The organism is Erythrobacter sp. SDW2, from assembly GCF_021431965.1.
Classification (GTDB): Bacteria; Pseudomonadota; Alphaproteobacteria; order Sphingomonadales; family Sphingomonadaceae; genus Parerythrobacter.
Genome location: NZ_CP090370.1, coordinates 2655088 through 2667211, shown reverse-complemented (window position 1 = coordinate 2667211; position 12124 = coordinate 2655088). Strand labels below are relative to the sequence as shown.

The 12124-nt window shown below is 63.1% G+C and carries 11 protein-coding genes and 1 other RNA gene; 9 read left to right on the top strand and 3 right to left on the bottom strand.

Features of this window, described 5'->3' with window-relative positions; translation table 11 throughout:
- Window positions 1-7 precede the first annotated feature (7 nt).
- The 6 genes from LY632_RS13040 to LY632_RS13015 all read left to right on the top strand — a co-directional run bounded on the left by LY632_RS13040 (window position 8) and on the right by LY632_RS13015 (window position 4880).
- Window positions 8-403, top strand: coding sequence for a Mov34/MPN/PAD-1 family protein (locus LY632_RS13040; RefSeq protein WP_234091559.1), 396 nt, complete (start codon window positions 8-10; stop codon window positions 401-403).
- A 127-nt stretch (window positions 404-530) separates the two neighbouring features.
- Window positions 531-1172 (top strand): histidine phosphotransferase family protein, encoded by a 642-nt coding sequence (locus tag LY632_RS13035; RefSeq protein WP_234091558.1) that lies wholly within the window; start codon window positions 531-533, stop codon window positions 1170-1172.
- Window positions 1172-1876: an N-acetylmuramoyl-L-alanine amidase gene (locus tag LY632_RS13030; RefSeq protein WP_234091557.1), complete on the top strand. Its 705-nt coding sequence runs from the start codon at window positions 1172-1174 to the stop codon at window positions 1874-1876. The genes LY632_RS13035 and LY632_RS13030 overlap by 1 nt, the downstream gene beginning before the upstream one ends.
- A gap of 32 nt (window positions 1877-1908) precedes the next feature.
- A complete protein-coding gene (locus LY632_RS13025) occupies window positions 1909-3852 on the top strand; it encodes an alkyl/aryl-sulfatase (protein WP_234091556.1) in 1944 nt (647 codons plus the stop codon).
- Between the two features lie 48 nt (window positions 3853-3900).
- Window positions 3901-4309, top strand: an RNA gene (gene rnpB / locus LY632_RS13020) — RNase P RNA component class A.
- A 16-nt stretch (window positions 4310-4325) separates the two neighbouring features.
- Entirely contained in the window at window positions 4326-4880 is a 555-nt protein-coding gene (locus LY632_RS13015) for a hypothetical protein (protein WP_234091555.1), read from the top strand.
- Here the strand turns inward: LY632_RS13015 and LY632_RS13010 are convergent.
- Both LY632_RS13010 and LY632_RS13005 read right to left on the bottom strand, forming a co-directional pair.
- Window positions 4877-6187, bottom strand: coding sequence for a UDP-glucose/GDP-mannose dehydrogenase family protein (locus tag LY632_RS13010; RefSeq protein ID WP_234091554.1), 1311 nt, complete (start codon window positions 6185-6187; stop codon window positions 4877-4879). The genes LY632_RS13015 and LY632_RS13010 overlap by 4 nt on opposite strands.
- Window positions 6184-7059, bottom strand: coding sequence for a metallophosphoesterase family protein (locus LY632_RS13005; protein WP_370636532.1), 876 nt, complete (start codon window positions 7057-7059; stop codon window positions 6184-6186). The genes LY632_RS13010 and LY632_RS13005 overlap by 4 nt, the downstream gene beginning before the upstream one ends.
- 198 nt (window positions 7060-7257) lie before the next feature.
- Here LY632_RS13005 and LY632_RS13000 point away from each other — a divergent pair, with 198 nt between their 5' ends.
- Both LY632_RS13000 and LY632_RS12995 read left to right on the top strand, forming a co-directional pair.
- Entirely contained in the window at window positions 7258-8154 is an 897-nt protein-coding gene (locus LY632_RS13000) for a TorF family putative porin (protein ID WP_234091553.1), read from the top strand.
- 109 nt (window positions 8155-8263) lie between these two features.
- Window positions 8264-8698: a VOC family protein gene (locus LY632_RS12995; RefSeq protein ID WP_234091552.1), complete on the top strand. Its 435-nt coding sequence runs from the start codon at window positions 8264-8266 to the stop codon at window positions 8696-8698.
- Window positions 8699-8713: 15 nt separating this feature from the next.
- Here the strand turns inward: LY632_RS12995 and nhaA are convergent, their stop codons facing one another.
- Entirely contained in the window at window positions 8714-9937 is a 1224-nt protein-coding gene (gene nhaA, locus LY632_RS12990; RefSeq protein ID WP_234091551.1) for a Na+/H+ antiporter NhaA, read from the bottom strand.
- 87 nt (window positions 9938-10024) lie between these two features.
- On the opposite strand from nhaA, the gene LY632_RS12985 reads away from it, so the two are divergent.
- The gene (locus LY632_RS12985) at window positions 10025-11437 is read left to right on the top strand and encodes a glycosyl transferase family protein (protein ID WP_370636531.1); all 1413 of its coding nucleotides are present in this window, start codon (window positions 10025-10027) and stop codon (window positions 11435-11437) included.
- Window positions 11438-12124 lie beyond the last annotated feature (687 nt).

Sequence of the window (12124 nt, the reverse complement as noted above, 5' to 3'; positions counted from 1 at the left end):
ATGGGCCATGATACGAGAAGTCTCAAGCGCGGTTGTTGCCGGCATTCTAGGCCACGCTGCCGATGCCCACCCGCGCGAGTGTTGCGGAATACTGTTGGGGAAGGACGGGCGTATCACCGCATTCCTTCCCGCAGATAATGTCCACCCCCAGCCCGAAAACCACTTCGAGATCGATCCGCAGGCTCTGATCGATGCGCACCGCGCTGCACGCCATGGCGGGCCGCGGGTTGCCGGCTACTACCATTCGCATCCCAATGGCCATGCAGAACCATCCCCCACGGACAGGCGGCAGGCCGCACACGATGGCAGCATCTGGGCCATTGTGGCGGCGGGCACGGTCACGATCTGGCGTGATGCGCCAGAAGGTTTCGTCCCGCTTTCCTACCGCGTCTCGGCAAGCTAGATCGCGGCAATGAACTGCGTCCGGGCACTCTCTGCCGCAACCCTTGACACATGCGGCTGGCAGGGCCGCATTTTTGCTCTAGGACAGTGTGACATGTGTGACATGGTTCACCAAACGATAGGTCTATATGAACGAAACCGATGCCGTAACTCTCGCCAGCCAGCTCTGTTCGCGGCTGTGCCATGACCTGCTTTCGCCGGTCGGCGCGCTCAGCAACGGGCTGGAGCTGATGGCGGACGAGCAGGATCCGGAAATGCGCCAGCGCTGCATGGAACTGCTCGAACAGAGCGCGCGGACCAGCGCCAACAAGCTCAAGTTCTTCCGGCTTGCCTATGGCGCTGCGGGCGGCTTTGGCGAGCGGATCGACATGACCGAGCCCAAGGCGTTGATCGAGGCGCTGGCGGCCGATGCGCGGCGCGTAGAAATCAACTGGGCGCTGGCGGTGGACAGCCTGCCCAAACCGGCAGTCAAGGTGCTGCTCAATTTCGCCCAGATGGGGCTCGACGCGCTGGTGCGCGGGGGCACGCTCGATATCGGGGCCGAACGCCGCGACGGGGCGAGCGAGATCGTTGTCCGTGCCAGTGGCCCGAAGGTCGCATTCGATGAAAGTATCGGCCAGGCCCTGGAGGGCGAGTTGCCCGCCGAGGGACTGTCCGGGCGCACCGCACCTGCGCATATGTTGGCTCTCCTCGCCTATGACTGCGAGGGCGAATTGCAGTATCATCTCAGCGAGGATGCCCTCGTGCTGGGCGCCGTGCTTCCCGGCTGATGGGCGAACTGGTGCATCGCGAGCGGCTTTCGCCGAACTGCAATGATCGCAAGCTGCCGATCAACATGGTCGTACTGCACTATACCGAGATGAAGCCCGTCGAAACTGCGCTCGACCGGCTTTGCGATCCCGAAGCAGGGGTCAGCGCGCATTATGTCATCAGCGAGGAGGGCGAAGTCACCCTGCTGGTGCCCGAAGACAAGCGGGCATGGCACGCGGGAGTTTCCTATTGGCGCGGGATTCGCGACGTGAATTCGGCCAGTATCGGGATCGAGCTTGACCATCCCGGGCACGGCCTCGGTTATCGCCCCTTTGCCGAGGCGCAGATCGACGCCCTGATCCCGCTGCTGCATTCGATCATCCAGCGTTACGACATCCCGCGCGCCAATGTGGTCGGCCACTCCGACGTGGCGCCGCAGCGCAAGACGGATCCGGGCGAGCTGTTCCCATGGGAACGCCTGGCCGAATATCACCTCTGTCTGCCGCGACCGGAGAAGCTGGAGCAGGGCGATCCCTTCGACAACGATGCCGCCTTCTACCTCGCGCTTGAGCGCTATGGTTACGACATCACCGACGGGCACAAGGTGGTCGAGGCGTTCCAGCGCCGCTGGCGGCCCGAGACCATCGACGGGCAGATTTGCGGGCAGGTGCGGGCAATTCTGTTCCAGTTGCTGCTGGACCGCGACCGGGGGATGACACGCTAGACGCCCCACAAGCGGCAAACAGGGAGGATACAATGCGGATACCGGGAACGGCAGCCTTGCTGACCTTGGCGCTTGCGTTGCTGGGCAATACGCCGCCGGTCGGAACTGCAACCGAGCAGACGGCAGCAGCTAACGAGGCAGTGCGCGAACGCCTCCCGCTCGACGACCGGGCCGATTTCGAGGATGCAACGCGCGGGCTGTTGGCGCAGCTGGACCAAGATATCGTCAACCCCGATGGTACTGTGGCGTGGAGCATCAACGCATTCGAGTTTCTCGATGCCGATGCGCCGGACACGGCCAATCCCTCGCTCTGGCGCCAGAGCGAGCTGACGGCGATCCACGGCCTGTTCGAAGTCGTCCCCGGGATCTACCAGCTGCGTGGCTACGATATCTCTGTGATGACGTTGATCTCCGGCAAGACCGGCTGGGTGGTGATCGACCCGCTGCTGACCCCCGCCACGGCGAGGGCAGGGCTCGAGCTGGCCAATCGCACGCTTGGCGAGCGGCCTGTGGTGGCAGTGATCTACACCCATAGCCATGGAGACCACTTCGGCGGGGTGCTGGGTGTGACCAGCCGCGAGGCACTGCAAAGGGGCGATGTCCAGATATTTGCCCCCGCAGGCTTTATGGGCGAAACTGTCGGTGAAAGTGTGCTGGCCGGTGCTGCCATGGGCCGCCGGGCGCAGTACCAGTTCGGCAACAAGGTGCCCACCGGGCCGCAGGGTGTGATCGGAGTCGGGCTCGGACCGAAGCTTGCCACCGGACCGATCGGCCTGCTGCCGCCGACGCGCGAACTGTCGCGCGAGGGGGAGGTGCTGGAGATCGACGGGGTGGTGTTCGAGTTCGTCGATACCGGCCACACCGAGGCGCCGTCCGAGTTCGTGTTCTACCTGCCGCAGTTCCGCGCGCTCCACACCGCCGAGGTCGTGACCCGCAACTTCCACAATATCCTCACTCCGCGCGGGGCGCTGGTACGTGACAGCCTGCAGTGGAGCCGCAAGATCGATGAAATCCTGGTTCGCTTCGGTGACAAGAGCGATGTCATGCTCGCCTCGCACCACTGGCCCAGCTGGGGCAAGGAAGAGGTGCGGCAGAAGCTGCGCAACCAGCGCGACGTCTATCGCTTTACTCATGACCAGACGCTGCGGCTCGCGAACCAGGGCTACACCATGGACGAGATCGCGGAGCTGATCGGCGAACCGGACTTTGCCACCGCCGACTTTGGCACACGCGGGTACTACGGCACCTTCAAGCACAATTCGAAGGCGGTCTACCAACGCTACTTCGGGTGGTGGAACGCTGTCCCGGCAGACTACGACGCCTTGCCCAAGGTCGAAGAAGCCAAACGCTGGATCGCTGCACTGGGCGGAGCTGGCAAGGCGCTGGAACAGGGACAGGTGGCGTTCGAAGCAGGCGACTACCGCTGGACAGCGACCTTGCTGCAAACGCTGGTTTTTGCCGATCCGGCCAATGCCGATGCACGGGCATGGCTGGCCTCGACCTACGAACAGCTCGGTTTCCAGGCCGAGGGCGGGACCTGGCGCAATATCTACCTCTCTGCGGCGGAAGACTTGCGCAGTCCGCGCGATGCGCAGGTGCTTTCCACCACCTCTGCGGAACTGATTGCCTCGATCCCCACGCTCGATCTGTTCAACTCGCTCGCCACCCGGTTGAATCCGGCCAAGATGCGGGGCGAGGAGGCCGTGCTGCAATTCGCCTTTACCGACACCGGCGAAGCCATCGCGGTCGACCTGCGCAAGAGCGTGATGTTTCCGCGCGCCGGAACGGCAGATGCGCCTGCGGTGACGCTGACAATCGCCCGGACGGACTTCAACCGCCTGCTCGCGCAGCAGGTGGCATTGCCCGCGCTGGTGCAGGCAGGTGCGGCAAAGCTGGAGGGCAATCCGATGGCTCTGGCGGCGATGTTCGGCGCGCTCGACCAGCCGGATCCGCTGTTCGAAATCGTCGAGCCCTGAGGCAGCTTCAGCTTTCCTACAGCGACCGGCGCTACTATAGCCGCTGTGCCAGGGGGCCGGGCAGCCGCGCGTATGCGAGGAAAGTCCGGGCTCCACGAAGCAAGGGTGGCGGGTAACGCCCGCCGGCCCCGGGCTCGATCCGGGGTCAGGGAAAGTGCCACAGAGAGTATACCGCCGATGGCCCCGGATCAGGTCCGGGGCACAGGCAAGGGTGAAAGGGTGCGGTAAAAGCGCACCGGGGGGCTGGTGACAGTCTCCGCATGGCAAACCCCACCCGGAGCAAGGCCAAATAGGGACCTCGCGCTGAAAGGCAGGAACGCTTCGTTCCGAGAGGTCCGGGTTGGCTGCTAGAGCGCGACGAGCAATCGTCCGCCCAGATGAATGGCTGCCCCTGCGGCGCCGGTCGGAAACGAAACCGGTCGCAGGACAGAACCCGGCTTACAGGCCCCCTGGCACACTGTTTTCCCTCGTTCATGGCGCCCACCGTCCGTAGTGGTTGGGAGATCGGCGGGTGGGCCGCGCTGGCACTTGCGGCACAGGGGGCGTGGGTAACCTGCACCCAGTTCGCCAATCTGACGGCTGTGAGCGCCGTGATTATCCTTGTTTCGTTGGTCGGGCTCTTGGCAATCTTGCGGATCATGGTTCGCTTCGAGCGCGATTTCAGTCTGGCTGAGCGGCTGGTCGTTGGCATCGCTTTCAGTGCGCTGGCAGCGTGGCTGACGGCGGCGAGCATCGTCAACGTCACCGCTTCGCTGGTCTACCGTGGCATTGGTGATGGGCAGGATAGCTTGCGCACAGCGGGTCTTGTAGCCGTTGGCGGAGTAATTGCCGCCTCTGCGGTTAGCCGCAGCCGTGGGAACTTATGGTATGCGCTGGTCCTCTGTTGGGCATTGCTCGCGATCTATTTCCTTGGTGGGCAAGAGGCGAGCGCGATAGCTGCGGCTTGCATGGGAGCCGCGGGACTCGTCATCGGGACAACAGTTGGAGGCTTGGCCAACCGTGATAACCGTCGTCGCTGGTTCGGCTAAGCTCGCCCGACGCTGATGTAGGTGAAGCCCTTCGCCCGGACATCGTCCGGCTGGTATATATTGCGCAGGTCCACCAGCACCGGAGCCTTGGCGAGGTCCTTGACCCGGTTCAGATCGAGCGCGCGGAAGGCATCCCATTCGGTGACGATGGCCAGCGCATCAGCGCCTTCGATGGCGGCGTAGGGGTCCTCCACCATGGTCACTTCGGGCATCAGCGGCTTGGCCAGTTCCATCCCCTCAGGGTCATAGGCGGCGACCTCGACTCCGGCATCGGTCAGCGTCTGCGCCACCGCTATGGCCGGGCTGTCGCGCATGTCGTCGGTGTTGGGCTTGAAGGTCAGGCCGAGCAGCGCGACCTTCTTGCCGCGCGCTGACTCCATCCCGCCCAGCGCGTCGAGCACCTTGCGGCCCATCGCGCGCTTGCGGCTGTCGTTGACCTTGACCACCGCCTCGACGATGCGGACCGGGCTGTCGTAATCCTCTGCAGTCTTGAGCAGGGCCAGCGTGTCCTTGGGGAAGCAACTGCCGCCATAGCCGGGCCCGGCATGGAGGAACTTCGCACCGATCCGTCCGTCCATGCCGATCCCGCGGCTGACATCCTGGACGTTGGCACCGACTTTCTCGCACAGGTCGGCCATCTCGTTGATGAAGGTGATTTTGGTCGCGAGGAAGGCGTTGGCGGCGTATTTGATCAGCTCGCTCGAACGGCGGCTGGTGAACAGGATGGGCGCCTGGTTGAGGAACAGAGGGCGGTACACCTCGCTCATCACCTCGCGGCCGAAATCGTCCTCGGCCCCGATCACGATCCGGTCGGGGCGCTTGAAGTCGCCGATGGCGGCGCCTTCGCGCAGGAACTCGGGGTTGGAGACGACAGCGAAGCGATGCCTGGTGCCGCTTTCCCGGATGATCCGCTCGACTTCGTCGCCGGTGCCGACAGGCACCGTCGACTTGGTCACGATCACCGCATCATTGGCGAGGCTTTCGCCGACTTCCCGGGCGACTTCGTGGACGAAGGTCAGGTCGGCGTGGCCGTCGCCCCGGCGGCTGGGGGTGCCGACCGCGATAAAGATCGCGGCCGCGCCCTTGGTGCCTTCGGCAAGGTCGGTGGTGAAGCTCAGCCGGCCGGCCTTGACGTTGCTGACGACCAGTGCGTCGAGGCCGGGCTCGTAAATCGGCATGATCCCGTCGTGCAGGCGGTCGATCTTCGACTGATCCTTGTCGATGCAGACCACGTCATGACCGAAATCGGCAAAGCAGGCGCCCGAGACGAGCCCGACATAGCCAGAACCGACCATCGCGATCTTCATGCAACTCTATCCTTCTTCTCGACGGTTATGACACCGTTCGTCTCGACCGTCTGGATCAGCCGGCGCGACGTGCCTTCCAGTACAAGTGCGGTCAACCGTCCGTTACGATAGGCACCGGTGTCGATTCCTGTGCGGTTGGGGCGCGCATCGACCTCTTCGAAGATCGTGTGCCCATGCACCACATGGTAGGGATAGTGGCCCTCGTGATCGAGGAACTGCTCGCGAATCCACATCATGTCCTCGCGCGATTGTTCCTCAAGTTCGACCCCCGGCCTGATACCGGCGTGGACGAACAGATAGTCGCCAGCGATTATCATTTCGTCAAAGCTGCTGAGGAAATCGCGGTCTTCCTGCGGCACGCGTTCTTGCATGAGGTCCTGCAACTCTTCGATGGTCGCTTCGTTGTAGCGCGCTTCGGGGACACCATAGGACAGTATGGTTTCCCGCCCGCCGTGCCGGATGAAGTGGCGCAGCACCTGCGTGCTGTCGAAGGATTCGAGGAACATCTGTTCGTGGTTGCCGGCGACGATATCCACCTGCCGGCGCTCCCGCCACGCGCGGGCATTGGCAACGACCAGTGCGCTTTCAGGACCGCGATCGACGAGGTCGCCCAAAAGCACGACCCGCAGGTCCAGCTCAGCAGCCTTCTTGGCTTCCTCCTCGATCTCCAGGATCAGGGCTTCGAACAGGTCATTGCGACCATGAATATCGCCAATGACGTAAAAGCGCGTGCCATCCGGGACTGCAGGTGCAGCCTGGACGGACTTGGCCCGGAACAGATTGGCAAGGGTTTTCAGCATGGCAGGGGTGGTTGCAACTCCAGGATTGCGGCTGGCGACATAGGGATTGGACGGCCCAATCGCAACGGACAAGCGTGGCTCCAGCGCCGTGAAGTGATGCTGAATGGCAACGGTGGTGCAAGAGTTTACAGCTTAGCGACAATTTTGTTGTGCGCTGCAGCAAGGCTGTGCATCATTGTGTCTCATCGAGGCGAGATTGCGACAGCAAAGCCGCAGCCGCTCGATGCGCAGGTGGGACGAAGCGACACACCAGAGCTAAGGAAGCTTGTCATGCTTACGTCCTTTCGCGGCCTCGCCGCTACTTTTCTTGCCGGTTCGGCCCTGATTGCCACCCCGGCGTTCGCCGCAGACGATGCGGCTGACGAAAATGTTGCCATCGATACCGCCGGCATTACTGCAGAAGAGGCAGCCGTGACCGACGAGGCAAGCCTCGTCACGGCACCCTTGCAGCGCGCTGCACAAATTCCCGCAGAAGACACCATTAACGCCCAGGGCGAGGATGAAGCCGCAAGTGCGTTCGAACTGTCGGGCAATGTTGCGCTGGTGTCGGACTACCGCTTCCGCGGCGTCTCCTTCTCTGACGGCGATCCGGCTCTGCAAGGCGGTATCGACCTGGCCCACTCGAGCGGCTTCTATGTCGGCACCTGGGCCTCGACGATCTCGGGCGGTGGTCCGTATGGTGAGCTCGAGCTGGACGTCTATGCGGGCTGGAGCGGCGACGTCTCCGACGGGGTGACCGTCGATGTCGGCCTGCTCTACTATATCTATCCAACGGAGAACGAGTTGGCCAACCTGCTCGGCGTCGACACCGATTACTTCGAGCCCTATGCCTCGATCGGCACCACGCTGGGTCCGGTCGGCGCAACGCTGGGTGTGGCCTATGCCTGGGACCAGGATTCGCTCGGTGGCAATGACAACCTGTTCATCTACACCGATTTCGAGATGGGCATCCCCAATACGCCGATCACTCTGACCGCGCACCTCGGTTACACCGATGGCGTCTTCGCCACCGCGGGCGACGGCGACTCCTTCGATTGGGGCCTCGGCGCTTCGTGGGCGATCACCGACAGCCTGAGCCTCGGGGTGAACTACGTCGACACCGAGGGTCCCGCCGTCGAAGATTTCACCGACGCAGGCATTTTCTTTACGCTCGGCTACAGCATGTAGTCTTTCCCGCAGGGGGACACCAGGAAGGCTCGCCGCGCTCCTGCGTGGCGGGCCTTTCATTTGTCCGGAAGGAATCCTAGGATCGCGGCAGCTCTTAAGGGTTTCCGCCATGGTCAAGTACCTTCACTCGATGATCCGCGTCAGTGACCCCGATGCGACGGTCGCCTTTTTCGAACTGATCGGACTGGAGGAAGTGCGGCGCTTCGATGTCGAGGCGGGGCGCTTCACGCTGATATTCCTTGCCGCGCCCGGGCAGGAGGGAGTGGCCGAGGTTGAACTGACCTACAATTGGCCCCCTGAAGACGGCGAGGGCGAAATCTATGCCGGCGGCCGCAATTTCGGCCACCTGGCCTATCGCGTCGAGAATATCTACGAGACCTGCCAGCGGCTGATGGATGCCGGCGTCACCATCAACCGCCCGCCGCGTGATGGCCATATGGCCTTCGTCAGATCTCCTGACGGGATATCGGTCGAACTGCTGCAAGACGGCCATCTGCCGCCGCAGGAACCCTGGGCGAGCATGGAGAACACCGGCAGCTGGTAGGCTGCCGGTTCCAGCCTAGCGCGGCAGTCTGTCCTCTTCCGGGTGCGTGCTCGTCATCCGCAGGATCGTGTAGCCGACCACCGACGAAATCAGCGAGCCGAGCAGGATGCCGATCTTGGCCTCCTCGATCAGCAGATCGTTGCCGGTAAAGGCGAGCCCGCTGACGAACAGCGACATGGTGAAGCCGATCCCGCACAGGATCGAAACGCCCCAGATTTCCGGCCAGCTAGCATTCTCCGGCCGGTTTGCGATACCCAGCTTGTCGGCTGCGAACACGATCCCGAATATGCCCAACTGCTTGCCCAGGAACAGGCCCGCAGCAATTGCCAGCGGCAGCGGATCGAGCAGGGCCTCCATGCCGAGTCCGGCAAAGGCGACCCCCGCGTTTGCGAAACCGAACACCGGCACCACCAGGTAAGCACTCCACGGTGCGAGGCCATGTTCGAGATGTTCGAGCATGGTGTCATTGTCCTTGCCGCGCATGGGGATCGTCAGCGCGGCCATCACCCCTGCAATAGTGGCGTGGACCCCGGAATTGAGAACGAAGTACCACAGCACCAGCGCCAGCAGTATGTAGGGCCAGTAGGCGGAAACTTTGGCACGGTTGAGACCATACATGACCGCCACGGTCACAGCGGCAGCGACCAGCCACATCACCTTGAGATTGGCGGTATAGAAGAAAGCGATGACCAACACCGCACCGATATCGTCGACAATGGCAACGGTCAGCAGGAACAGTCGCAGCGAGGCCGGGACCCGGTTGCCCAGCAAGCCCAGCACACCCATGGCAAAGGCGATGTCGGTCGCCGCCGGGATGGCCCAGCCGCGGACCAACTCGTCCGCACCTTCGCCCGTGATGAAAGCATAGTAGATGGCCGCCGGAACGATCATACCGGCAACCGCCGCCATCACTGGCAGCCGGCGTTGCTCGGCGCTCGAAAGTTGGCCTTCGATCCACTCGCGCTTCACTTCCAGCCCGACTACGAAGAAGAAGATCGCCATCAGGCCGTCGTTGATCCACAGATGAAGCGTGTCGAGCTTGGGGATCGGGGTCCACGCCAGAGAATCATGGAACAAGCCGTGATATGTCTCGGCCAAGGCGGAATTTGCCGCCACCATTGCTGCCGCCGCGACGAGTATCAGCAGGATCCCGGCGGAAGCATCGCCCACGAACAGAGCACGTACCGGCGCGAACGCCTGGGCAAGGATCTTGGTCGGCAAAGGTTTCTGGTCGGTCATGCGACGCCTTTTGATTGATATTTCCCGCGTTGCAAGTGCCGAAAGGGTCAGCTAACCAGGTTTACGAGGGCAGAGTCAGGGGGACTCGTGTATCTTGCCGGCTTTACCGCGGGCGAATGGCTGCTTCTCGTTCAACATGAGCTCCTGCTCTTTGCGAGCCTGTTTTTCTTCCTTGGTGCGATAGACGAATTCGCGGTTGATGGCCTTTGGCTGTGGCTGAAACTTCGTGGCCGGGTCGAGACGTTTCGATTGGAGCCGACAAGCGAGGCATCGGAGCCCCCTAAACCCTTAAAAGGCAAGGCCGCGATCCTTGTTCCAGCCTGGCAGGAAGCAACTGTCATAGGCGCAACGATTGCCCATGCCCTCAAAGTCTGGGGACATGCCGATTGGACCCTCTACGTCGGCTGCTATCGCAATGATCCGCCTACGATCATGGCGGTCATTGATGCAGCGGCTGGGGATGCCAGGGTGAAGCTGGTTATCCACGATGCTGCCGGGCCGACGACCAAGGCGGATTGCCTCAATCGTCTCTACCGCGCGGTCGAAGACGACGAGATGCGTCAAGGCGAGCCATGGCGGATGATCTTGCTCCAAGATGCAGAGGACATGGTCGATCCTGCCGCCTTGGCCCTGCTCGACGCCGCAATGGATCACGCGGACTTCGCCCAATTGCCGGTCCTGCCCGAGGCTCTGGACCGATCGCGCTGGATTGCGAGCCATTATTGTGAGGAATTCGCCGAGGCCCATGGCAAGAGTATGGTGGTTCGGGACGCGCTGGGCGCAGGCTTGCCATCGGCGGGTGTCGGCTGCGCCATCTCGCGTTCGCAGCTCGCCCGGCTGGCGGCCGAAAGGTCGGACGGATCTCCGTTCGATCCGGAAAGTCTTACCGAAGACTACCAGCTCGGCCTTGCCATCGGACGGATGGGCGGACGAATGCGGTTTCTGCGGGTGCGCCACAGCGACGGCCGACTGGTCGCGACCCGGGCCTGTTTCCCTGACCGGATCGATGCTGCAGTACGGCAGAAGACCCGCTGGCTCCACGGCATCGCTTTCCAGGGCTGGGATCGTCTGGGCTGGAGCCGGTCGCCGGTCGAAAGCTGGATGCGCCTGCGCGACCGGCGCGGCCCCTTTGCCGCGCTCGTGCTCGCGATAGCCTATGTACTAGTCGTACTGAGCGGGTTCAGCCTTGCATTGAGCGTGGCCGGGCTCGGCCCCAAAATGACGCTTTCGCCGCTGTTGTGGTGGCTTGTCGTCCTGAATCTCGCGAGCTTGGTCTGGCGTGCCCTGTTCCGTTTTGCATTTACGGCGCGGGAGTATGGTCTGGTTGAAGGGCTGCGGGCGATCCTGCGGATACCTTTCGCAAATGTCATCGCGATCATGGCCGGCAGGCGCGCATTTGTCGCCTATCTGCGCTGTCTCGCCGGCAAGCGGCCCCGCTGGGACAAGACCGATCATCATCTCCACCCGGCCCAACCGGGACTTGCGGGAGTGGCTGCTTGAACAACTTGTTTGTGCGGCGAGGGCAGCCGCTTGTGGTCCTGGGTGTGGTGCTGGGCGGCTGGCTGGTTGCACGGGTTCTGCTATGGAGCTCGCCCTTCGCCGCGCCACTGTCCCAATCGACAACGCAGCCTGTGCCGGTTGCTTCAATCGAAGCGCCCGCGGCTATGCCAAAAGCCGACCCAACCTCTACATCCCGCCTATCCAAGCGGCGCGATTGGGTTTTTTGGGATTTGCTCAATCCCGTTGTGGCGCGTCCAGCCGCGCGTTCGCTGGCAGCCGCCGCGTCCTCACCGTCAAATGTGGACTGGAATGCGATGATTACATTGCCATCCCGGCCGGACAGGTCAGTCAATCGGCCGCGATCGGCAGTCGGCGCACCGTCTGCAACGAAGACCGTATCGCCAACCGACCTCCCACCAGGCACTGCCGAGCAAAGCCGCAAATGGCGCGTCGACGGTTGGGCTCTCTGGCGTCAAGGGAGCGGCTTTGCCCGCTCGCCGTCGACCAGCCGGCTTTCCGGCTATGGCGGAAGCCAGGCGGGGACAACGCTCCGCTACCGCCTGGCGGAGCAATCGCCCCGAGCGCCCTTCGCCTATGCCCGGGTCAGCAAGGCCTTGATCGACGGCGGTGAATCGGAGGCCGGGATCGGCATTGGGGCGCGGCCGATCGCTAGCTTGCCCCTGAGCC